The following is a 22,179-nucleotide window of genomic DNA, read 5'->3' as shown; positions in this document are numbered from 1 at the left end:
GATCGGACGTCCATCACCGGCGGACAGGCTCTGCGGCATGTCGATGAACACCACCGATACCGCTTCCGCCGCTACCGCCACTGCCACCGCCGCCGTCCCGGCCTGGTACGAGCTCGCCCTCTGCGCCCAGACGGGCCCGGGCTTCTTCTTCCCGGAGCCCGGTTCCTCACTGCGCGACGCGAAGCGGCTCTGCGGGGCCTGCGAGGGCCGCAAGCCCTGCCTGGACTACGCCCTGGCCAACGACGAGCGCTTCGGAGTCTGGGGCGGGCTGTCCGAGGCCGAACGCCAGGCCCTGCGCCGCCGGCCCTGACCCGGAGCCCTCACTCCAGCAGTTCCAGGATCCGCGAGCTCCCGCCCCTCCCGCCGTCTCCGCGTCCACCGGGCGGCCGGGGCCGGGGATCGGCGAAGGCGATCGTGTGCACGACCGCCTCCAGGATGGAGGTGTACGCACCGGCGTGCGCGGTGGCCGTACTGGTGAGGTCGAGCAGGAGCAGGTGGTGTCCGTCCGGATGCGCCGTGACGGCCCTGGCCTGGAACAGCTCCGGGCCGGTGCCGGGCCCGGGGAGGCCCCCGGAGACCAGGGCGCACGGGAGGCCCGAGGCCAGGTCGAGGAACCTGCGCGCCCCGTCGCCCACGGGTGCGGACCGGGCGAGCGCCAGGGCCGTACGCTCCACACCCGCTCCGGATCCGACGTCCCCGGCGGGCCGGGCGGCGAGGGAGAACACCGAGGCGGAGACCGCCTCCGGGCCCTCGGGGTGCAGGCCGATCGCGCTGTGGAGCAGCTGCAGGCCGGGCTGAGCGGCGAGTTCGTCGAGACAGTCCATCAGCCGGGCGAGCTGCGACCCCGCGTCGAGGCCGTCGCCGAGGCCCCCGTCGGGCCCGGGCCCGAAGCCGCTCAGGGCCCCCAGGGCTCCGGCGACCTCCTCCAGGGCGCCCCGGTCGCCGGGGCCGATGTCGTGGAAGCCCGGAGGCAGCCGGAACCAGACGGGCGGGACGGGTCGATGCGTCGTCATGTCCGCACCAGCGTCCAGAGCCGGGCCGACCTCGCGGCCGTGGTCGGCCCGTCCTCCAGGACGAGGCGGGTGCCGTCCACCGCCGTGGAGCCGCGGTCCACGGCCTTGTCGTCACCGGTGTAGTCGGCGGTGGCCGTGGCCGCTCCGGTGGCGGCCACGGCCACCCCGACCCGCTCCCTGACCTCGGGTGTCGAGGAGCGCAGGGCCCACGCGGTGAGCGGGCTCTCCACCTTCCGCAGCTCGTCCGCCGTGTTCCACGTCGTGCGGGCGAAGGCGTTCGCGCCCGGCGAGACACCCGCGAGGGCGCCGGCCTCCGGGGCCGCCATGGCCGCGCGGGCCGCGATCGTGCCGGCCCGCGCGCCGGAGGCGACCGCGGCCACGCCCGGTACGGCGCCGAGGCCGTCCCCGAGCAGGGTCACGCTGTTCTTCCAGAACGCGGCGTCGAACTTGCCCCGGGTGAACCCGTCGGCCAGCGGCTTGCGGAAGCCGGGGTCGGCGAGGTGCGAGGCCAGGGCGGCCAGCGAGAGCCCGCCCGCGACGAGCATCACCGCCATGCCGGCCGGCGGGCAGAAGAGGGCGACGGCCGCACCGGCGGCCCCCAGGATGGCGGCCGCGTTCGAGAGGGCGTCCGCGGGATCGTCGACGATCTTGTTCCAGACCGACTCCAGCACCCCGGGCTCCTTCGGAGCCAGCCGCTCCGCCGTGGCGGTCAGGGTGTCCGCAACCCGCCGGGCGGCCGCCGAGTGCTCCGAGGCCAGTTCGTGCGCCAGGCGGCGGGCGTCGGTGAGCGCCTCCTCGGTGGTGGCGGCGGAGGCCCGGGCCGCGTAGCCGTCGGCCAGGGCGCGGTGGGCGGTCAGGGTGTCGTGCCAGCCGGTCAGCCGGCGGGCCGCCTCCGCCAGGGAGGTGTGGGCCGCGTGGAGGTGGCGGGGGAGCTCGCGCGACAGCGAGGCGCGGAACGCGGTGGCGGCCTCGCCCTGCCAGGCCGAACTGTGGGAGACCAGGGCGTCGATGACCCGGGAGGTCTCCGCGAGGCTGTCCGCCGAGGAGCGGAGCTTCTTCGCCAGGGCCCGTACCGCGTCCGGGCTCCCCGGTGCGGGATCGAAGCCGAGCCCGCCGTGACCGGCCGCGGGAGCACCGGCCGTCGCAGGGCCGCTGCGGGGGGAGTCAGCCACGGGTGGGGGCCGCCTGCCGGAAGGCTGCGCGGATGGCCTCTTCGAGCTCCGCGTACTCGGCGGCGCTGCGGCGCACGCCCTCACGCACGGTCTTGATCCGCCCGGCGAGCTCCTTGGTGCCGTGGCCCCATCTTTCCTGGAAGCCGTCGCACGCCGCGTCGAGGTCCGCCGTGCCCAGCTGGTCGGCCCGTACGTGGTCCAGCTCCCGCCGGGCCTCGCGCAGGGCGGCCAGCGAGGTGTCCAGGGCGTTGGTGAGGCGGGCCAGCTGGTCGATCTCGACCTGGAGCGGCGTCATGGCGGTCATGACGCGAAACCCTGGCAGAGCGGGGCTCTGCCAGGGCAATTGCCGTCACCCGCCCGAGCGAGCGGAAACCGGTCAGGCCTTGCGGGCCGCGATGCGGGCGGCGCGGGCGGCCAGCCGCTCATCGAACTTGCGGGCCTCGGCGTCCAGGCCGTTCATGAAGAGACCCAGCTCCTCCTGGGCCTTCTGCCCGTCGGGGCCGAGGCCGTCGATCTCCATGATCTTCAGGAAGCGGATCACCGGGCTCAGCACGTCGTCGTGGTGGATCCGCAGGTTGTAGACCCCGCCGATCGCCATCTGCGCGGCCATCCGCTCGAAGCCGGGCATCCCGTGTCCGGGCATCCGGAAGTTGACCACGACGTCGCGCACGGCCTGCATCGTCAGGTCCGGGGCGATCTCGAAGGCCGCGCCCAGCAGGTTGCGGTAGAAGACCATGTGCAGGTTCTCGTCCTGCGCGATGCGGGCCAGCATGCGGTCGCAGACCGGGTCACCGGACTGGTGGCCGGTGTTGCGGTGCGAGATGCGGGTCGCGAGCTCCTGGAAGGCCACGTACGCCACGGAGTGCAGCATCGAGTGGCTGTTGTCGGACTCGAACCCCTCCGACATGTGCTGCATCCGGAATGCCTCGAGCTTGTCCGGGTCCACGGCGCGCGAGGCCAGCAGGTAGTCGCGCATCACGATGCCGTGGCGGCCCTCCTCGGCGGTCCAGCGGTGCACCCAGGTGCCCCAGGCGCCGTTGCGGCCGAAAAGCGTCGCGATCTCGTGGTGGTAGCTGGGGAGGTTGTCCTCGGTCAGCAGGTTCACGACGAGCGCGATCTTGCCGATCTCGGTGACCTTCGACTGCGCCGGGTCCCAGGCCTCGCCGTCCTCGAAGAAACCGGGGAAGTTCCGGCCGTCGCTCCACGGGACGTACTCGTGGGGCATCCAGTCCTTGGTGACCTTCAGGTGGCGGTTGAGTTCCTTCTCGACCACCTCTTCCAGCGCGAACAGCAGCTTGGCGTCCGTCCACGCCTCCGAGCTGCCGAGGTGGGGAGAGGTGATCGTCACGGGTACTCCTGAGTGCAAAGCGAATTACCTACGGTTCCGTAGCCTACGGAGTCGTAGGTTAAGCGCGACATCAAGACCAGCCAAGCCCCAGGGGGACCTCTGTCTGGTTACATCCCGTTATCTGCGCAGTTTGAGGGGGGTGCGCAATGGCTCGGAGGGACCAAAGTCACGCCAGGAGGTGGTCCGCCGCTCCCGCCTTGACGGCCGAGACCAGCGCACGGAGCGCGTCGATCGAATCGGTGACGTAGACGGCGGACCCGGTGGTTCCGATGTACGCCTTCCCCTCGGCGTCCCGCCCGAAGCGGAAACAGTTCGCCCCCTCGCTGCAGAACGCCTCGTCCCACGCGATGTCCACCGCCGCCGGTGGGATCGCCGCGCCGGTCGTGGTCGTGGTCTTCGTGCCCATGTGGTTCTCTCGTCTCCTCGTCGGATCCGGTCAGGTGGTCAGTCAGCCGGTCGGCCGGTCGGCCCGGTCAGAGGGTGTGTGCGATGGCCCGGATGAAATCGCGGGAGTCGCGGGCCGGAAGGGCCAGGGAGCGCAGCCGCTCCAGCAGGCCCCGGTAGCGGAGCAGCTTCATCTGCGAATCCAGCAACATCGAACCGTGCGAACTGTCCAGCTGCACGGTGTCCAGCTCGCTGATCGTGGCGGCCGCGTACGTGAAGGACTGGCCGGCGCCGGGGAAGCCGCCGGCGGTGAACGGAATCACGCGCACGGTCGTACGCGCCCGCTCCGACTGCTCCAGTATGTGTTCGAGCTGGGCCCGCGCCACCTTCGGTCCGCCGAACTGCATGCGCAGCGCCGCCTCGTGGACGACCGCCTCGTACAGCGGCGGTGCCTCGCGCGCGAACACCTGCTGGCGGTGCATCCGCAGGGCGAGCCGCGCCTGCAGATCGGGTTCGGGCAGCGGCGGGTCGGCGGTGTCGAAAACGGCCCGCGCGTGCGCCTCGGTCTGCAGCAGCCCGGGTATGTGCGTGGTCACCGCGGTGTGCAACTCGACGGAGTGGTGCTCCAGTTCGCAGATGTCCAGGAGGGCGGGCGGCAGCATTCCCCGGTGCTGCTCCCACCACCCCTTGGTGCGTTCCTGGGCCATCGAGGCGAGCAGGTCGACCAGCCCCGTGTCGGGGCAGTCGTAGTTGAAGGCGAGGGTGCGGACACGCTCGGCGCTGATCGCGATCCGGCCGGATTCGATGTTGGGGATCCTGGTGCGGTCCACCCCCATGAGCGCCGCGGCCTGCTGCACCGACATGCCCGACTGCTCACGGAGTTTGCGCAGCTCGGAGCCCAGGCGCTGCTGGCGCGCGGTCGGCGTACTCCTCGGTGGCACAGGTCCCCCCTCCTCCGGCCGGGGCATGCGGGAGTGCCCTCACGAGTCCGGAAATGACATGAGAAAACATCAAGTCGTCGTACAAGTAGTAGCACTGTGCACCACGTTGCGCTACGGTCGGTAGCGCAAGTCTCACACGGGGCGACCTCCAGCTCTTGTATGACCACACGCCATCAGCGCATTCAGCACCTCAGAACCTTGGAGCAGCACGATGACGGGCACCCTCCGTGGCCTGCGGTCGGTCCACGAGTTCCGGCAGGCCCCGCCGGGGGCCGAGAAACTGAGCTACTCCATAGGTCTGCCGGGCGGCGCCCACTGCGCGGGCAGCGCCCGGGGCGCACTGCGGTCCCTGCTCGACCGGCACGGACTGCCCGACCTGTGCGACAGCGCGGCCCTGGCCGCCTCCGAACTCGTGGCCTGTGCCCACCGGTTCACTCCCGACAAGGAGATGGTGCTCAAGGTCCGCTGGCAGTTCGACGCGCTGCGGATCGTCGTCTTCGACCAGCACCCGGCGCACTCCTCGCCCGAGGCGAGCGAGGAGTGCCGGCGCCGGCGCAGCCGCGGGATGTGGCTGCTGTCGGCGGTGGTGGAGGCCTGCGGCGGGGACTGGGGACTCACCCCGGTGCTCACCCCGATGGGCGGGACCAAGTCCTGGGCCTTACTGCCCCTGCCGCGGTAGCACGGGTCGACCGTTTGCGCGGGTCACCCCTGCCACAGCGACCGGTGGACCTCCTCGGCCGTCGTCGGCCGCAGTCCGTCGTCGAGCAGCAGCCACCGCGTGATGCCGATCGATTCCAGGAACGGCACGTCATGGCTCGCGACCACGAGCGCCCCCTCGTAGGAATCCAGGGCGTCGGTCAGCTGCCCCACGCTCGCCAGGTCCAGGTTGTTCGTCGGCTCGTCCAGCATGAGCAGCTGAGGAGCCGGCTCCGCCAGCAGCAGGGCCGCCAGCGTCGCCCGGAACCGCTCGCCCCCCGACAGGGTGCCCGCCGGCCGGTCCGCCCGCGGACCCCGGAAGAGGAAGTGCGCGAGCCGCGCCCGGATCAGGTTGTTCGTCGCGTGCGGGGCGAACCGCGCCACGTTCTCCACGACCGAGCGGTCGTCGTCCAGGACGTCGAGCCGCTGCGGCAGGAACCGCGCCGGGACGTGGGTCACCGACTCGCCCGACAGCGGGGCCAGTTCCCCCGCGATCGTGCGCAGCAGCGTGGTCTTGCCCGAGCCGTTCGCCCCCACCAGGGCGATCCGCTCCGGACCGCGCAGCTCCCACTCGCCGGCGACCGGGGCGCCGTGCACCGGGTGCAGCCCGCTCAGCGTGAGCACGCGACGGCCCGGCGGGACCTGGGTGGCGGGCAGTTCGATCCGGATCTCGGCGTCGTCGCGCACCGCCAGTTCCGCCTGGTCGAGGCGTTCCTCGGCCTCGGCCAGCTTCTCGGTGTGCATGATGCGGTGCTTGCCCGCCGACTCCTGCGCCGCGCGCTTGCGGGCACCCATGACGATCTTGGGTTCGCGCTTGTTCTCGTACATCTTCTGGCCGTACCGCTTGCGCCGGGCCAGTTTGGCGTGCGCCTGCGCCAGTTCGCGCTTCTGGCGCTGTACGTCGCCCTCCGCGACCCGGACCATCCGCTCGGCGGCCTCCTGTTCGGCCGCGAGCATCTCCTCGTAGTCCGTGAAGTTGCCTCCGTACCAGCGGACTTCGCCGTCGCGCAGGTCGGCGATCTGGTCGACCCGGTCCAGCAGTTCCCGGTCGTGGCTGACCAGGAGCATCACCCCGGACCAGGATTCGACGGCCGCGTACAGCCGGCGCCGGGCCCGGAGATCGAGGTTGTTGGTGGGCTCGTCCAGCAGGAGGACGTCCGGACGGCTCAGCAGCAGGGCGGCCAGCCGGAGCAGCACACACTCCCCGCCCGACAGTTCGCCGGTGGTGCGGTCCAGTCCGATCCGGCCGAGCCCGAGCTGGTCGAGGGTGGCGAGGGCCCGTTCCTCCACGTCCCAGTCGTCGCCGACCGCCGCGAAGTTGGCCTCGGTCGCCTCGCCCGCCTCGATGGCGTGCAGGGCGGCCCGGGCGGTGTGGACGCCGAGCGCCTCGTCCACCCGTAGGGAGGTGTCGAAGGTGACGGTCTGCGGGAGCTGGCCGACGGTGCCGGCCACCGACAACTGGCCCTCGACCGGGGTCAGTTCCCCGGCGATCAGCTTCAGCAGGGTGGACTTTCCGCAGCCGTTGCGCCCGATCAGGCCGGTACGGCCGGGGCCTACGGTCAGCTGGAACCTGTCGAAGACGGGTGTTCCGTCGGGCCAGTCGAAGGACAGGCCGGAGCAGGTGATGAACGTGGGAGCAGGACTCATGGAGGCCTCCAGGTTGCGTGAGTGGTGAGTGCAACGCGGGGGAGACACAGGAGACCGCGGGTGAGGGCGGTGGTCGGTGTCTCGGACCTCAGAAGAGCAACGTCCTGCTCCGTTTCGACGGCGATGGGTGCGTCTACGAAGCTACGGGCCGGCCGGAGCCGCCGGCAAACGAATTAACGGGAGGCGCGGGGGAGCGGCGTCAGCAGGAGCCGCGCATCAGCTCGGCGAGGCTCTGGTCCATGTCGAGGTACAGGTGCTCCAGGCCGGGCGGCACGATTGTCGAGGCCCGCTCCAGGAAGCGGTGCAGCTCGGCCGTCACCATCAGCACGATCGCGACCCCCTCGGGGGCGTGGAACTCCACGGTGGTCCGGTCGGCGTCGTACGGGCGCACGCGCACGTCCCCGTGGCCCGACGGGCGGTCCAGCCCGGACTCCAGCAGCTCCCGCGAGAAGGTCCACGAGACCTCGATGCCCTCGAGGGTGGCGGGAGCGGGGAAGGCCATGCGGACGGCGAAGGGGTCCGACCGGTCGTAGCAGAGCGTCACCGGTACGGTGTCGACCTTCGGTGCGGTGGCGACCAGTCGGGCCTGCACGGCCTGCTCGATGACAGTGATCAAGGCTCGCTCCCTTGCGGCGGATCTCGTGCCGGGCCGCGGGGTGGGGGTCCGGCAACGGGATAGACGCGTGGGACGGGGAATCCGTGCACGCGATCCGGAGTGAGCTGTGTCACCGATTGGCCTGAACGCGCCTGTGCGATCGCACAGGGTGACGGACGGCGCGGGGCTCCGGGGCCCGCCGTCCGGCCCCGCAGCCTCCCCAGGACGGCTGGATCCCGCTCACTCCACAGGCCCAAGGCACCCCCGGACGGCCCATTCGGGCGCCGGGCGGCGCCCCGCTAGAGCGCCGGGATCTCCCGTACCGTCGCCAGGTCCCCGGACGTCTTCGTCGCGATGAACTCGGTGATCCGGTAGGAGCAGACGCCCGCCACCGTGAAGGGGTCCCCGGCCGCGATCCTCTCGATCTCCGCGCGGGAGACCCCGCCGGCCAGGATCACGCCCCCGTCGCGCGGAACCTTGCGGCCCGAGGCGAGGAAGATCCCGGCGGCGTAGTAGCCGTCCAGCCAGGCGATGTGCGCGTCCATCTCCTCTTCAACGGCTTCGACGGGCGCGGTGTAGGTGAGCTCCATGACGAACATGATCGCCAGGGTTACACGCAGCCGTCTGGTTCGTCTGGCATTCCTGGGTGTTGCGTGTCCTTGTCGGGCGGGGCTCGTTCCGTATGCGGGTCCGATGATCGGACCGCAGATCGCACATGGGGGCGGGGGTGACGGGTGTGCGGCGGAAGGTCGCGTTGGACGAGGGGGAGACGGGGCGGGTCGCCTGTGCGTCCGTGATCGCGTTCCGGGGTTTTGACACCGTCAGCGGTGAGGTCCTGAAGGTCGCCGCACTGGTTGAGCGGGTGGGCTGGCTGACTGTGCTGGTGGAGACGATGGCTGGCGGGGTTGTCGGCGGACACTGGTCTCGGGCCGAGCTGGCCGTGCTCGCTTCGGGTGTTTCCCGGGCGGGTGAGCGGTTGCCGTCGAACGCATGGATGGCGATGCGGACTCTGGGCTGGACGGCTGTCGTTCCGGCTGGGCTGTATGTGCCCGACCGGGTCCGCCGGGTTGCTGAGGAGCAGGCCGGGCGGGTCCTGCGGTCGGCTGAATGGCGCGCTGCGCTCGTGGACGCGGTCCTCGAGACGTGGCCGGCCGCCGGGGATCCGATGAAACGCAGCGTGGAGGAGTGGGCGGCGTTGCGGGCGGCCTGTCCGCAGGGGGCTGCGGTGCCCGCGTCCGTCTTCCGTTCCCGCACCCGTCAAGTCCTGCGATTCCTTGCGGTGCACAGGCACCTGCCCGCTGATCTGTGCGAGCTGGAGGCGGCGCCGGGCGGCGGTCGGCAGGTAGCGCTGGCGGCCGCCGATAAACAGCTCGCCACCTTGGCCCGGTGCGAGGACGACCCAGCCCGCTACGCGGTGCTGACCGTGCGGCTTCCGGTACGCCCCGACCCGCGCACCCGTGGCGACTGGCATCCGGTACGGATCCGCATCCGCCTGCCACCCACCATCGACGCCGCCGCCGCCCTGCACGCCCCCACCCTGCGCCCGCTCGGTGGGCGGCTGCGCCTGGATGTCGCCCACACCACCGCTGTCCCCAAGACCCGCCGTGACGGACATACCCGGGCGGTGGCCTTCGACTACGGGCTCAACACCCTCCTCACCGGCGGCACCCTCACCCTGACCGGCGGCACTCAACCGACTGTCCTGACCGACGGGCAGCCCGCCTTCCTCCGCACGAACGGGGCACTGGCCAAAGCCGACCGGCTCCGCGTCCACGCCGAACACCTGTGGACCAAAGCCGCCCACCTGGAGCTACTCCTAGGCGGCCAGCGCGCCCGCGGCCTGCACCCCGACCCTGCGATCGTCACCAAGCTCGCCGGGCTGCGCACCGAACACTCACGGGTCAGCGGGCGGCGCCGGCGCCTCAATGCGGAGATCTCCAAGGCGGCCGCCCGGTTCATGGTGGACCACGCCCGTGCCGCGCAGGCGTCGGTGATCTGTCTGGAGGACCTACGGGACATGGAGTCCCGTGGCAAGGGCCGCACCCTCAACACGCGCCTCTCCAGCTCAGTACGAGGGCAGATCGTGGCGGACGTACGCCATCAGGCGGCCCGACACGGGATAGCCGTGGTCATCGTCCCCGCGCGCGGCACCTCCAGATTCTGTCCCCGCTGCCTGACCGCCTTCCGTCACCACGCCGCCCCCGACAGCACCCGGCCGGGCTGGAAATGGGCCACCTGCCCTCACCCCGACTGTGGATACAGCGCGGACCGGGACGTCGCCGCCTGGCAGCGCATCGGCGCCCGAGGCCTGCAACACCAGCACCTGACCGTCCTGGACCGCGCGAATGGCACCTACGTCATCCGCCGCACCGTTCAGGATCTGGACCAGCCCGTCCAGCACACCAAGCCCACCCACCCGGACCCGTTCGAGGCCGGCCCCGACGAGAGACCGCCCTGTGCCCAGGCAGCGACGCAGGGTCCCCGCCCCACCCGGAGCACCATCAGCAGCCGTACCGGCCAATGGTCCAGGTGGAAAGCGTCCGGCGGGGCGGCAGCCCCAGTCACCCACCCACCGCCACCAGCGGCGAGGCCGGCGGCAGGCACCGCACACGATGAGCACCCCCACACGGCACCGACCGCGCGGGGCCAGACTCGGCGCAGGCTTCCACCTGCACACCCACGCCACCCCGCTCACACAGCGGCGGCCACGGCAAAGCCCGAGACTTTTTCCCCAAAGGCCGAACACTCAGCCCCAGTCGGGAAAACCTAAGATCATCCGTGACGCTACTCTCGCTGCACTATGACGACTGCGAAGACTCCCGCGACTCCCGCCGACGAGGCCGAGGCACGGGCGGTACAGGACGGACTGCGCGGCCAGGTGGTGCTGACCGAAATCGGTCCCCCGCCCGGGGAAGGGCTGGTCGCGGGTGTGGACGTGGCCTACGACGACGAGCGGGACCTGGTGGCCGCCGCGGCCGTCGTGCTCGACGCCGCCACCCTCCGTGTCGTCGGGGAGGCCGTCTCCGTCGGCCGGGTCAGCTTCCCCTACGTTCCCGGGCTGCTGGCCTTCCGCGAGCTGCCGACCGTGCTCGCCGCGCTGGAGGCGCTGACCGTCACGCCCGACCTCGTGGTCTGCGACGGCTACGGGCTGGCCCACCCGCGCCGCTTCGGGCTCGCCTGCCACCTCGGGGTGGTCACCGGGCTGCCCGCCCTCGGCGTCGCGAAGAACCCGTTCACCTTCACCTACGGGGAACCGGGCGCCCGGCGCGGGGAGACCTCCCCGCTCCGCGCACCCGACGGGGAGGTCGTCGGGCGGGCGCTGCGCACGCAGGACGGGATCAAGCCCGTGTACGTATCGGTGGGCCACCGGGTCTCCCTGGACAACGCCTGCGCGCACACCCTGGCGCTGAGCCCCCGTTTCCGGATCCCGGAGACCACCCGGCACGCCGACTCCCTGTGCCGGCGGGCCCTGCGCGAGGCCATCGCCTAGACGTGCGGGCTCAGTCCGAGGCCGCCACGCGGAAGCGGATGCCCGCCTTCTGGAGCCGGTCCAGCAGGGCGTCGCCCATGGCCACGGCGGTGGTCAGCTGGCCGGAGAGCTCGGGCAGGGCGTCGTAGGCGAGGCAGAGCGCGGACTCCGCGAACATCTTCGCGGTCTCCCCGTACCCCGGGTCGCCGCCCGAGACCTCGGTGAAGACCCGGCGGCCGCCGCCCTCGCCCACGAACCGCACGCTGAACCAGCTCCGCGCCCGCCGCTCCGCGTCCGGGCCCCGGCCCGGCTCCCAGCGGCCCGCGAGCCACTGGCGCACCGGCGGGATCTGCGCGAGGGCGGCCACCCCGCCGACCGCCGCCGTACCGCCCACCGCGACCGGCAGGTGCCGTACGGAGGCGTAGTGCCGGTAGCGGAAGTCGGGGCCGTACCGCTCCAGCGCGGCCGCCGACCGGGCCACGACCTGCACGTCGAGCACGGGCAGCGGCAGGGCCCAGGTGCCGGTCTCCCGGCTGAAGCGCGGGGCGCCCACGGGCACCCGTACCCGCCGGCCCAGCAGCCGGGGCTCGTGCATCCGGCGGGCGCGGGCGGCGGCCAGGTTCTGCGGTCCGCGGCCCAGCGCGGTGAGCACCGTGGTGAAGGTGCCGCCCGAGAACAGGGCGTTGGAGCGCAGGAAGGCGTCCACGGTCAGCGGGACCCCGGCCGGAAGCTGCCCGACCGTGAAGTACGCCCCGAGGTCGGCCGGGATGGAGTCGAAGCCGCAGGCGTGCACGATCCGGGCGCCGCTCTCGCGGGCCCGCGCGTCGTGCTCGACGTACATCCGGTCCACGAACTCCGGCTCGCCGGTCAGGTCCAGGTAGTCGGTGCCCGCCGCGGCGCAGGCCGCCACCAGCGGGGCCCCGTACAAGACGTACGGTCCCACCGTGGTGGCCAGCACCCGGGTGGAGGCGGCCAGTTCGCGCGTGGCCGCGGGGTCCTGGGCGTCCGCGCGCAGCAGCGGCAGGTCCGCGCAGCGCGGGTGGAGGGCGGTCAGCCGCTCGCGCAGCCGCTCCAGCTTCGCGAGGTCGCGCCCGGCGAGGGCCCAGCGGCAGTCCGCGGGGGCGTGCGCGGCGAGGTACTCGGCGGTCAGCGCCCCCACGAACCCGGTCGCGCCGAAGAGCACGAGGTCGTACTCCCGTTCCGCGGTGCGCGGTTCGTACCGGCCAGCTGCGTTCATCGGGAGCCTCCCAGGCGGTGTCGGTGGTGGCCGAGGGTAATGCAGCGGCCGCCGTACGGGCACGGGCGGGTGCCCGGTGCTCCGTACGGCGGCCGGTTCGTGCGGTCAGCGGCGGTCACCGCTCACGGGGCGGCTCACCCGTGTGGATCAGTCGACCTCGTAGTCGCCGAAGATGTCGATGATGAGGTCGATGGAGCCGTTGCTCTTGTTGAAGAAGTCGACGATGCCGTGGTTGCCCGTGCTCGCCTGGACCAGGTTCGGGACGGTCTTGCCCGGGGTGAAGTTCAGGGTCGAGGAGGTGGGGTTGTCCGGCGGGACGTTCCAGCCGCCCGCGTAGGCCTCCTTGGAGTTCGGGTCCGGTGCGACCGCGAGGAAGCCGACGCCCTTGGGGTTGGTCACCGTGGTGTTCATGGCGAACGCCTTGGTGCCCGGGTACATGGTGCTGAGCTTCGAGTAGATGTAGAAGCCGCTGGGGAGCGGGCCGTGCTTCCAGCTGGCGGTGTCGCGGGTGTCGAGCCAGCGGATCGGCTGGAACGGGACGTACGCGGCCTGGCTGCCCGGGCTGTAGTAGCCGACGACGTCGACGATGACGTCGGTCCCCTTCCAGCTGCCGTTGCGGACGCGGATCCTGCCGTCGGAGCCGATGGGGACGATCACCGCGTTGGCGACGGTCTGGCCGCCGCTGAAGTTCAGGTTGGAGGCCGTGGGGACCTGGCCGCCCGGGTAGACGGTGAGGTGCCCGGCGTCCTTCGGGTTGGTGACCGTCACGTTGAGGGCCACGGCGGTCGCGTCCGCGGGCACGCCCGCGTAGCCGCGGACGGGGGTGCTGAACGTGGCGTAACCGGCCACCTGGCCCTTGCGGGTGCCGAGACCATCCCGGGTGTCGACGATGCGGCTCGGGTTGGTCGCCGTGTAGCCGCTGGCGGCGGACTGGGTGAAGTAGCCGGTGACGTCGGCGATCAGGTCGACCGTGCCCACGCCGCTGTTGTAGAGATCGACCTTTCCGTCGGCGCCGACGGGCACGATGACCAGGTTCGGGACCGTCTGGCCGGGCTCGAAGTTGAGGTTCGAGGTGGCCGGGCGCTGGAATCCGGTGGGGAAGGCCGTGATGTGGCCCGCCCGGGTGGTGTTGGTGACCGTGACGTTGAGGACCACGGCGGTCGCGCCGGCGGGGATCTTGCCGGCGCCGGCGACCTTCACGCGCGCCGTGCCGTTGCGCGCGACCTTGCCCTGCCGTGCGCCCGTGCCGTCACGGGTGTCGAGGAGCCGGGTCGGCGTGTGCGGGGTGAACTCGGAGCCCATGGTCGTGACGGTGACCTTGTTCGTCACGGAGGTGCCGGCGGAGAGGTCCTCGACCTTGACGGTGACGACGTAGGTGCCCACCTCGGCGTAGGTGTGCGGGCGCTTCTCCACTCCGGAACCGCTGGTGCCGTAGCTCTCCGACCAGCTCTGGTCGCCCCAGTCGATGGTGACCGTGAGGGACTGCCCGGACGGGGCGGTGACCTCGGACACCAGCTCGATGCCGTGGGCGCTGGTGGTTCCGGCATCCAGCCCGACCTCGTAGTCGGGCTCCGCGGCGGCCTTCGCCCGCGGCGCGCCGGCGGCGGCCGGGGCCTTGACGGTGCGGTCGGCCGCGCTGGTGAAGGACTTGGAGACCTGGCCCTTGGCCTTGGCCAGCTCCGCCGCCAGGTTCAGGTCGGGCTGCGCGAGCCCGGTGCCCTTGCCCGCCGCGGGTGCGGGGTCGGCGGCCTGGGCCAGCCCCGGAATGAGTGCCATGCCTGCCGCGAGGACGGTCGCGGATGCTACGAGTCGGCGATGAGACACCGAGCCCCCCCAATGAATTCGTGTGTCCGCGCGCCCTTGACCAGGGCGGCGGAGCCCGCCGGGCCTCCCTGACCCGCGGGTGGCCGCGCGCGGGCCCTCCCCGACCGTGCGCGCGGCAGCCGGAGCCGGCGAGCGAGGCCTGGGCGGCCGCTCTCCTGGGCACCGGGTGGACCGGGTCGGGCCTGGCAGGGCCGTTCCCGGAAACTATGAGTGGATCATTACCCGTCGATGGATCAGTTGTCCATGCGGATAACGAAGATGTCGTCTCCCCTGCAACGGGGCCGAGAACCCTCTCAGGCTACCGAACGGCGGGGCTGCCGATCACGCGGGTTCATCTGTTTGCGTATGCACTGAATGGACCTTGTGGTGGGTTTCCTCCGGGCTCGCCCGCACCGCCCGGGACCGTGCCGTGGCCGGGTCGCGGCACTAGCGTGAGGAGTGCCCGTCCGTACGGGCGGGCGCGGTCCGTGGCGAGTGGAGGTCCCGGTGACAGCAGGGGTGCGTACATGGCAGGCGGTACGGGAGTTCGCGCTGGGGCTGCCCCAGGCCTGCGAGGAGTTCCCGTGGGGCCCCGAGGACTGCGTGGTGAAGGTCAACAAGAAGATCTTCGTCTTCCTCGGGAACACCGACGGGCCCTCGCCCGGGATCTCCGTGAAGCTCAAGGACGAGGCGCTGCACGGCCACGCCATGACCGCGCCCGGCGCGGAGCCCACCGGGTACGGGCTCGGGAAGGCCGGCTGGGTCTCGGTGCCGCTGGGGGAGAAGGGTGCGCCCTCCGCGGAGGTGCTGTGCGAATGGGTGGAGGAGAGCTACCGGACCGTCGCGCTGAAGCGGGACCTCAAGGAGCTCGACGCACGGGGACTCGACGCACGGGGACTCGACGCACGGGGAACGGCGCCAACCGGCTAAGCGCTTGCTCTTGTGCTCAGTGGAACAGGTTCCTAGCATCACTGGTGTTACATCAGTTGTGTCACACAGTGGCGGCAGTGGTGCCACCGGATGCTGGGGGCTCGATGGCAGTGACAGGGAACGTGCCCGGGAACGGCGGGGGCAGCGGGAGCGGCCCGCTCGCGGGCGTGCGCGTCGTCGAGCTGGCGGGCATCGGGCCGGGCCCGTTCGCCGCCATGGTCCTCGCCGACCTGGGGGCCGACGTGGTGCGGGTGGACCGCCCCGGCGGTGGCGGGCTGGCCGTGAACCCGGCCTACGACATCACCAACCGCAACAAGCGCTCCGTCCTCGTCGACCTGAAGTCCCCCGACGGCCCCGCCCGCGTACTGGACCTGGTCGAGCGCGCCGACGTGCTCATCGAGGGCTTCCGCCCCGGGGTCGCCGAACGGCTCGGCGTCGGCCCGGCCGACTGCCACGCCCGCAATCCCCGGCTCGTCTACGGCCGGATGACCGGCTGGGGCCAGGACGGCCCGCTCGCCCACACCGCCGGGCACGACATCGCGTACATCGCCGTCACCGGCGCCCTCGGCATGATCGGCAACCCGGGCGAACCCCCGGCCGTCCCCGCCAACCTGGTCGGCGACTACGCGGGCGGCTCGCTCTACCTCGTCATCGGCGTCCTCGCCGCGCTCCAGCACGCCCGCACCCCGGGCGGCACCGGCCAGGTCGTCGACGCGGCCATCGTCGACGGCACCGCCCACCTGACCGCCATGATCCACGGGATGATGGCGGCCGGCGGCTGGCAGGACCGGCGCGGGGCCAACCTCCTCGACGGCGGCTGCCCCTTCTACGGCAGCTACGAGACCTCCGACGGCGGGTACATGGCGGTCGGCGCGCTGGAGCAGCAGTTCTACGACACCTTCGTGGAGCTCCTCGGCATCAAGGACCAGGCCCCCGCCCGCAAGGACCTGGCCCGCTGGGGCGAGCTCCGCGAGGCCGTCGCCGCGCGGTTCAAGTCCCGTACCCGCGAGGAGTGGACGGCCGTCTTCGCCGGCACCGATGCCTGCGTGGCGCCCGTGCTCTCGCTGCGCGAGGCCCCGCACCACCCGCACCTGGCCGCCCGCGGCACCTTCGTCGAAGCCGCCGGGATCACCCAGCCGGCCCCCGCGCCCCGCTTCTCCGCGACCCCGGCCGACGCCGTGGGCGGCCCCGCACTGCCGGGCGCGCACACCGAGTCGGTGGCGGCCGACTGGGGCGTGCCGGGGCTGCTCGGCAAGGAGGGCTGATGGAGCTCTCGATGATGCTCGACTACGCCGGCGACCCGCGCCGCGCCGCCGACGCGGCGGCGGAGCTGGAGTCGGCGGGGCTCGACGCGGTGTGGGTGGCGGAGGCCTGGGGCTTCGACGCCCCGACGATCATGGGGTACCTGGCCGCCCGGACCGAGCGGATGAAGATCGGCTCGGCCATCCTCAACGTCTACTCGCGCACCCCCGCCCTCATCGCCCAGACGGCGGCCGGCCTGGACGCGATGTCCGGCGGCCGGGCCATGCTCGGCCTCGGGGCGTCGGGCCCGCAGGTGGTCGAGGGCTGGCACGGGAAGCCGTACGACAAGCCGATCGGCCGGACCCGCGAGACCGTCGAGCTGTGCCGCCGCATCTGGCGCCGCGAGACCATCGACCACCACGGCATCACCGACATGCCGCTCCCGCCCGAGAAGGGCGGCCGGCACGGCAAGCCGCTGAAGATGCTGACCCGGCCGGTCCGCGCGGACATCCCCGTCCACGTGGCCTCGCTGGGACCGGCCAACGTCCGGATGACGGCGGAGATCGCCGACGGCTGGCTGCCGACCCTCTTCGTACCGGAGAAGGCCGACGCGGTCTGGGGGAGCGCCCTCGCCGAAGGCGCCGCCCTGCGCGCCCCGGAGCTCGGCCCGCTCCGCATCACGGCCGGCGGCCTGCTCGCGATCGGCGAGGACGCGACGGCGCTGCGGGACCTGGCGCGGCCGCAGATCGCCCTGTACGTCGGCGGCATGGGCGCGGTCGGCAAGAACTTCTACAACGACCTGGCCGTCGCCTACGGATACGGGGACGAGGCCCGGAAGATCCAGGAGCTCTACCTCTCCGGTCGCAAGCGCGACGCGGCCGCCGCCGTACCGGACGAGCTGTGCGAGCTCACCACGCTGTGCGGGCCGGAGGGTTACGTGCGCGAGCGCGTCGAGGCCTTCCGGGCCGCCGGGGTGACCATGCTCAACGTCACGCCCGTCGGGCCTGATCCGGCCCGGCTCGTCGAAACCGTCAAGAACTGGCTCTAGGGGGCCCTTCCATGAAACGCCAGCTCTTCGACGCCGACCACGAGGCGTTCCGCGAGACCGTCCGCACCTTCCTCACCAAGGAGGTGCTGCCGCACTACGAGCAGTGGGAGAAGGACGGCATCGTCAGCCGCGAGGCCTGGCGGGCCGCCGGCCGACAGGGGCTGCTGGGCCTCGCCGTCCCGGAGGAGTACGGGGGCGGCGGGAACACCGACTTCCGGTACGCGGCGGTGATCGCGGAGGAGTTCACCCGGGCGGGCGCCGCCGGACTCGCGATCGGCCTGCACAACGACATCATCGGGCCCTACCTGACCTCGCTGGCCACCGAGGAGCAGAAGCGCCGCTGGCTGCCCGGCTTCTGCTCCGGCGAGATCATCACCGCCATCGCGATGACCGAGCCGGGCGCGGGCTCCGACCTGCAGGGCATCCGGACCACCGCCGAGGACGCGGGCGACCACTGGGTGCTCAACGGCTCCAAGACCTTCATCTCCAACGGCATCCTCGCCGACCTGGTGATCGTGGTCGCGAAGACCACCCCCGAGGGCGGGGCGCACGGGATGTCCCTGCTGGTCGTGGAGCGCGGTACGGAGGGCTTCGAGCGCGGCCGCAACCTCGACAAGATCGGCCAGAAGGCGCAGGACACCGCCGAGCTGTTCTTCAACGACGTGCGCGTCCCCAAGGAGAACCTCCTCGGCGAGCTCAACGGCGCCTTCGTCCACCTGATGACCAACCTCGCGCAGGAGCGGATGGGCATCGCGATGGCGGGCATCGCCGCCGCCGAGTACCTGCTGGAGATCACCACACAGTACGTGAAGGAGCGCGAGGCCTTCGGGCGGCCGCTCTCCAAGCTCCAGCACATCCGGTTCGAGATCGCGGAGATGGCCACCGAGTGCGCGGTCACCCGTACCTTCCTCGACCGCTGCATCGCCGACCACTCCAACGGGGAGCTGGACCACGTCCACGCCTCGATGGCGAAGTGGTGGGCCACCGAACTCCAGAAGCGGGTCGCCGACCGCTGTCTCCAACTGCACGGCGGATACGGATATATGACCGAGTACCGGGTCGCGCGGGCCTTCACCGACGGCCGCATCCAGACCATCTACGGCGGCACGACCGAGATCATGAAGGAGATCATCGGCCGTTCCCTGCTGGCCTGACTTCCCCCCCCCGCCTTCTCTGATCCCTCCCACGCCTCCGCACCCCCGAAAGGCTTGACCAGTGAGCACCGAAGCGTACGTATACGACGCGATCCGCACGCCGCGCGGCCGAGGCAAGGCCAATGGCTCCCTGCACGGCACCAAGCCGATCGACCTGGTCGTCGGCCTCATCCACGCCCTGCGCGAGCGCAACCCCGGGCTGGACCCCGCCACCATCGACGACATCGTGCTCGGCGTCGTCAGCCCGGTCGGCGACCAGGGCTCCGACATCGCCCGGATCGCGGCGATCGCCGCCGGGCTGCCGGACACCGTGGCCGGTGTCCAGGAGAACCGCTTCTGTGCCTCGGGCCTCGAAGCCGTCAACATGGCCGCCGCGAAGGTCCGTTCCGGCTGGGAGGACCTGGTCCTCGCGGGCGGCGTGGAGTCGATGTCCCGGGTCCCGATGGCCTCGGACGGCGGAGCCTGGTTCAACGACCCGATGACCGGCTGGGACACCGACTTCGTCCCGCAGGGCATCGGCGCCGACCTGATCGCCACGATCGAGGGATTCTCCCGGCGTGACGTGGACGAGTACGCCTCCCTGTCCCAGGAGCGGGCCGCCGCCGCCATCAAGGACGGCCGCTTCGCCAAGTCGGTCGTCCCGGTCACCGACCGCAACGGCCTGGTGGTCCTGGACCACGACGAGTTCGTCCGCCCCGGCACCACCGCCGACACCCTCGCCAGGCTGAAGCCCTCCTTCGCGGACATCGGCGAGCTCGGCGGCTTCGACGCCGTCGCCCTGCAGAAGTACCACTGGGTCGAGAAGATCGACCACGTCCACCACGCGGGCAACTCCTCCGGCATCGTCGACGGCGCCTCCCTCGTCGCCATCGGCTCCCGCGAGGCGGGGGAGCGGAACGGCCTGACGCCCCGTGCCCGGATCGTCTCGGCCGCCGTCTCCGGCTCCGAGCCCACCATCATGCTCACCGGCCCCGCCCCGGCCACCCGCAAGGCCCTCGCCAAGGCCGGCCTGACCATCGACGACATCGACCTCATCGAGATCAACGAGGCCTTCGCCGGCGTCGTGCTCCGCTTCGTCAAGGACATGGGCGTCTCCCTGGACAAGGTCAACGTCAACGGCGGCGCCATCGCGCTCGGCCACCCGCTCGGCGCCACCGGCGCGATGATCCTGGGCACCGTCGTCGACGAACTGGAGCGCCAGGACAAGCGCTACGGCCTCGTCACCCTCTGCGTCGGCGGCGGCATGGGCGTCGCCACCATCGTCGAACGCCTCTGAACCGTCCTGTATCCCCGCCTCCCGGACCTTCCGAAACGAAAGCAGTGACCATGAGCGAGTCCACCACGATCCGCTGGGAACAGGACGAGACCGGCGTCGTCACCCTGGTCCTCGACGACCCCGCCCAGTCCGCCAACACGATGAACCAGGCCTTCAAGGACTCGATCGCGGCGATCGCCGACCGCGCCGAGGCCGAGAAGGACTCCATCCGCGGCATCATCTACACCTCCGCCAAGAAGACCTTCTTCGCGGGCGGCGACCTCAAGGACATGATCCGGCTGCGCCCCGAGGACGCCCGGCTGGCCTTCGACACCGGCACCGAGATCAAGCGCTCGCTGCGCCGCATCGAGACCCTCGGCAAGCCCGTCGTCGCCGCCATCAACGGCACTGCCCTCGGCGGCGGTTACGAGATCTGCCTCGCCTCCCACCACCGCGTGGCCCTCGATGCGCCCGGCTCCCGGATCGGCCTGCCCGAGGTCACCCTCGGCCTGCTCCCGGCCGGCGGCGGAGTCACCCGCACCGTCCGCCTGATGGGCATCGCCGACGCGCTCCTCAAGGTGCTGCTGCAGGGGACCCAGTACACCCCCCAGCGCGCCCTGGGCAACGGCCTCGTGCACGAACTGGCCGCCACCCCCGAGGAGATGCTCGCCAAGGCGCACGCCTTCATCGACGCGAACCCGGAGTCGAAGCAGCCCTGGGACGTCCCGGGCTACCGGATCCCCGGCGGCACGCCGTCGAACCCGAAGTTCGCCGCCAACCTCCCTGCTTTCCCCGCCAACTTGAAGAAGCAGCTGAACGGGGCCCCGTACCCGGCCCCGCGCAACATCCTGGCCTGCGCCGTCGAAGGCGCCCAGGTGGACTTCGAGACCGCGCTGACCATCGAGGCCCGTTACTTCACCGAGCTGGTCACCGGGCAGACCGCCAAGAACATGATCCAGGCGTTCTTCTTCGACCTCCAGGCGGTCAACGCCGGCCGCAGCCGCCCGCAGGGCGTGGCCCCCCGTAAGGTCTCCAAGGTGGCCGTCCTCGGCGCCGGCATGATGGGCGCCGGCATCGCCTACTCCTGTGCCCGCGCGGGCATCGAGGTGGTGCTCAAGGACGTCACCCCCGAGGCCGCCGCCAAGGGCAAGGCGTACTCCGAGAAGCTGCTCGACAAGGCGCTGTCCCGGGGCCGCACCACCGAGGCCAAGCGGGCCGAGCTGCTCGCCCGGATCACCCCGACCGCCGAGGCCGCCGACGTGGCGGGCTGCGACGCCGTCATCGAGGCCGTCTTCGAGGACACCGCCCTCAAGCACAAGGTGTTCCAGGAGGTCCAGGAGTTCCTGACCCCCGACGCGCTGCTCTGCTCCAACACCTCCACGCTGCCCATCACGGGGCTCGCGGAAGGGGTTTCGCGGCCCGCCGACTTCATCGGACTGCACTTCTTCTCGCCCGTGGACAAGATGCCGCTGGTCGAGATCATCAAGGGCGGGCGCACCGGCGACGAGGCCATCGCCCGCGCCTTCGACCTCGTACGCCAGATCAACAAGACCCCGATCGTGGTCAACGACTCGCGCGGGTTCTTCACCTCGCGGGTGATCGGCCAGTTCATCAACGAGGGCGTCGCCATGGTCGGCGAGGGCATCGAGCCCGCCTCCGTCGAGCAGGCCGCGGCCCAGGCCGGGTACCCGGCCAAGGTGCTCTCCCTGATGGACGAGCTGACCCTCACGCTGCCCCGCAAGATCCGCAACGAGACCCGCAAGGCCTTCGAGGCCGAGGGCCGGGAGTGGGCGGAGCACCCGGCCGACACCGTCATCGACCGGATGGTGGACGAGTTCGGACGCCCCGGGCGCAGCGGCGGCGGCGGTTTCTACGCGTACGACGAGGCGGGCAAGCGTGCGGGGATCTGGCCCGGGCTGCGGCAGCACTTCACCAAGCCCGGCTACGAGATCCCCTTCGAAGACATGAAGGAGCGGATGCTCTTCTCCGAGGCGCTGGACACGGTCCGCTGCTTCGACGAGGGGGTTCTGACCTCGTACGCCGACGCCAACATCGGTTCCATCATGGGGATCGGCTTCCCCGCCTGGACCGGCGGTGTGATCCAGTACATCAACGGCTACGAGGGCGGCCCGGCCGGGTTCGTCGCCCGCGCCCGCGAGCTGGCCGCGCAGTACGGCGAGCGCTTCGCCCCGCCCGCCTCCCTGGTGGAGAAGGCCGAGCGGGGAGAGACCTACGCCGACTGATC

The 22,179-nt window shown here is 71.8% G+C and carries 21 protein-coding genes; 10 read left to right on the top strand and 11 right to left on the bottom strand.

Annotated elements, in window-relative coordinates; all coding sequences use genetic code 11:
• The first annotated feature begins 43 nt into the window (after nucleotides 1–43).
• The gene (locus NLX94_RS02905; protein ID WP_254381216.1) at nucleotides 44–310 is read left to right on the top strand and encodes a WhiB family transcriptional regulator; all 267 of its coding nucleotides are present in this window, start codon (nucleotides 44–46) and stop codon (nucleotides 308–310) included.
• A gap of 10 nt (nucleotides 311–320) precedes the next feature.
• Here NLX94_RS02905 and NLX94_RS02900 read toward each other — a convergent pair whose 3' ends face one another.
• The 6 genes from NLX94_RS02900 to NLX94_RS02875 form a co-directional block, all read right to left on the bottom strand.
• A complete protein-coding gene (locus NLX94_RS02900) occupies nucleotides 321–1,013 on the bottom strand; it encodes a hypothetical protein (protein ID WP_254380943.1) in 693 nt (230 codons plus the stop codon).
• Nucleotides 1,010–2,185, bottom strand: coding sequence for a hypothetical protein (locus NLX94_RS02895; protein WP_254380942.1), 1,176 nt, complete (start codon nucleotides 2,183–2,185; stop codon nucleotides 1,010–1,012). The genes NLX94_RS02900 and NLX94_RS02895 overlap by 4 nt, the downstream gene beginning before the upstream one ends.
• Nucleotides 2,178–2,489 carry a hypothetical protein gene (locus tag NLX94_RS02890; RefSeq protein ID WP_254380941.1) on the bottom strand — a complete coding sequence of 104 codons (312 nt, stop codon included), beginning with the start codon at nucleotides 2,487–2,489 and terminating at the stop codon, nucleotides 2,178–2,180. The genes NLX94_RS02895 and NLX94_RS02890 overlap by 8 nt, the downstream gene beginning before the upstream one ends.
• Before the next feature lie 72 nt (nucleotides 2,490–2,561).
• Nucleotides 2,562–3,533, bottom strand: a complete 972-nt coding sequence (locus NLX94_RS02885; protein WP_254380940.1) for an acyl-ACP desaturase — start codon at nucleotides 3,531–3,533, stop codon at nucleotides 2,562–2,564.
• 166 nt (nucleotides 3,534–3,699) lie between these two features.
• A complete protein-coding gene (locus tag NLX94_RS02880) occupies nucleotides 3,700–3,939 on the bottom strand; it encodes a hypothetical protein (protein WP_254380939.1) in 240 nt (79 codons plus the stop codon).
• A gap of 67 nt (nucleotides 3,940–4,006) precedes the next feature.
• Nucleotides 4,007–4,858 (bottom strand): helix-turn-helix transcriptional regulator, encoded by an 852-nt coding sequence (locus tag NLX94_RS02875; protein WP_254380938.1) that lies wholly within the window; start codon nucleotides 4,856–4,858, stop codon nucleotides 4,007–4,009.
• A gap of 211 nt (nucleotides 4,859–5,069) precedes the next feature.
• Between NLX94_RS02875 and NLX94_RS02870 the strand changes: the two genes are divergently transcribed.
• A complete protein-coding gene (locus NLX94_RS02870) occupies nucleotides 5,070–5,537 on the top strand; it encodes an ATP-binding protein (protein WP_254380937.1) in 468 nt (155 codons plus the stop codon).
• Nucleotides 5,538–5,560: 23 nt separating this feature from the next.
• Here the strand turns inward: NLX94_RS02870 and NLX94_RS02865 are convergent, their stop codons facing one another.
• The 3 genes from NLX94_RS02865 to NLX94_RS02855 form a co-directional block, all read right to left on the bottom strand.
• Nucleotides 5,561–7,201 (bottom strand): ABC-F family ATP-binding cassette domain-containing protein, encoded by a 1,641-nt coding sequence (locus NLX94_RS02865; RefSeq protein WP_254380936.1) that lies wholly within the window; start codon nucleotides 7,199–7,201, stop codon nucleotides 5,561–5,563.
• 199 nt (nucleotides 7,202–7,400) lie between these two features.
• Nucleotides 7,401–7,817 carry an SsgA family sporulation/cell division regulator gene (locus NLX94_RS02860; RefSeq protein ID WP_254380935.1) on the bottom strand — a complete coding sequence of 139 codons (417 nt, stop codon included), beginning with the start codon at nucleotides 7,815–7,817 and terminating at the stop codon, nucleotides 7,401–7,403.
• Nucleotides 7,818–8,095: 278 nt separating this feature from the next.
• Complete coding sequence (locus NLX94_RS02855; protein WP_254380934.1) at nucleotides 8,096–8,395, bottom strand: YciI family protein; 300 nt, start codon at nucleotides 8,393–8,395, stop codon at nucleotides 8,096–8,098.
• Between the two features lie 194 nt (nucleotides 8,396–8,589).
• Between NLX94_RS02855 and NLX94_RS39255 the strand changes: the two genes are divergently transcribed.
• Nucleotides 8,590–10,566, top strand: coding sequence for a zinc ribbon domain-containing protein (locus NLX94_RS39255; protein WP_254380933.1), 1,977 nt, complete (start codon nucleotides 8,590–8,592; stop codon nucleotides 10,564–10,566).
• 30 nt (nucleotides 10,567–10,596) lie between these two features.
• Nucleotides 10,597–11,286 carry an endonuclease V gene (locus tag NLX94_RS02845; protein WP_254380932.1) on the top strand — a complete coding sequence of 230 codons (690 nt, stop codon included), beginning with the start codon at nucleotides 10,597–10,599 and terminating at the stop codon, nucleotides 11,284–11,286.
• A gap of 10 nt (nucleotides 11,287–11,296) precedes the next feature.
• Here the strand turns inward: NLX94_RS02845 and NLX94_RS02840 are convergent, their stop codons facing one another.
• Nucleotides 11,297–12,502, bottom strand: a complete 1,206-nt coding sequence (locus NLX94_RS02840; RefSeq protein ID WP_254380931.1) for a trans-acting enoyl reductase family protein — start codon at nucleotides 12,500–12,502, stop codon at nucleotides 11,297–11,299.
• Between the two features lie 147 nt (nucleotides 12,503–12,649).
• On the bottom strand, nucleotides 12,650–14,278 hold the full coding sequence (locus NLX94_RS02835; RefSeq protein ID WP_254380930.1) for a PKD domain-containing protein: 1,629 nt from the start codon (nucleotides 14,276–14,278) through the stop codon (nucleotides 12,650–12,652).
• Between the two features lie 534 nt (nucleotides 14,279–14,812).
• On the opposite strand from NLX94_RS02835, the gene NLX94_RS02830 reads away from it, so the two are divergent.
• From NLX94_RS02830 to NLX94_RS02805, 6 genes are all read left to right on the top strand, one after another.
• Complete coding sequence (locus NLX94_RS02830) at nucleotides 14,813–15,235, top strand: MmcQ/YjbR family DNA-binding protein (RefSeq protein ID WP_374683890.1); 423 nt, start codon at nucleotides 14,813–14,815, stop codon at nucleotides 15,233–15,235.
• A gap of 104 nt (nucleotides 15,236–15,339) precedes the next feature.
• Complete coding sequence (locus NLX94_RS02825) at nucleotides 15,340–16,500, top strand: CaiB/BaiF CoA-transferase family protein (protein WP_254380929.1); 1,161 nt, start codon at nucleotides 15,340–15,342, stop codon at nucleotides 16,498–16,500.
• Nucleotides 16,500–17,525 carry an LLM class F420-dependent oxidoreductase gene (locus NLX94_RS02820; protein WP_254380928.1) on the top strand — a complete coding sequence of 342 codons (1,026 nt, stop codon included), beginning with the start codon at nucleotides 16,500–16,502 and terminating at the stop codon, nucleotides 17,523–17,525. The genes NLX94_RS02825 and NLX94_RS02820 overlap by 1 nt, the downstream gene beginning before the upstream one ends.
• Nucleotides 17,526–17,536: 11 nt before the next feature.
• The gene (locus NLX94_RS02815; protein ID WP_254380927.1) at nucleotides 17,537–18,679 is read left to right on the top strand and encodes an acyl-CoA dehydrogenase family protein; all 1,143 of its coding nucleotides are present in this window, start codon (nucleotides 17,537–17,539) and stop codon (nucleotides 18,677–18,679) included.
• A 61-nt stretch (nucleotides 18,680–18,740) separates the two neighbouring features.
• Complete coding sequence (locus tag NLX94_RS02810) at nucleotides 18,741–19,955, top strand: acetyl-CoA C-acetyltransferase (RefSeq protein WP_254380926.1); 1,215 nt, start codon at nucleotides 18,741–18,743, stop codon at nucleotides 19,953–19,955.
• Nucleotides 19,956–20,005: 50 nt separating this feature from the next.
• The gene (locus tag NLX94_RS02805) at nucleotides 20,006–22,177 is read left to right on the top strand and encodes a 3-hydroxyacyl-CoA dehydrogenase NAD-binding domain-containing protein (protein WP_254380925.1); all 2,172 of its coding nucleotides are present in this window, start codon (nucleotides 20,006–20,008) and stop codon (nucleotides 22,175–22,177) included.
• Nucleotides 22,178–22,179: the final 2 nt, after the last annotated feature.

Source organism: Streptomyces sp. TBY4 (assembly GCF_024213195.1).
Classification (GTDB): domain Bacteria; phylum Actinomycetota; class Actinomycetes; order Streptomycetales; family Streptomycetaceae; genus Streptomyces.
This window is presented reverse-complemented; position numbering and strand designations above follow the sequence as displayed.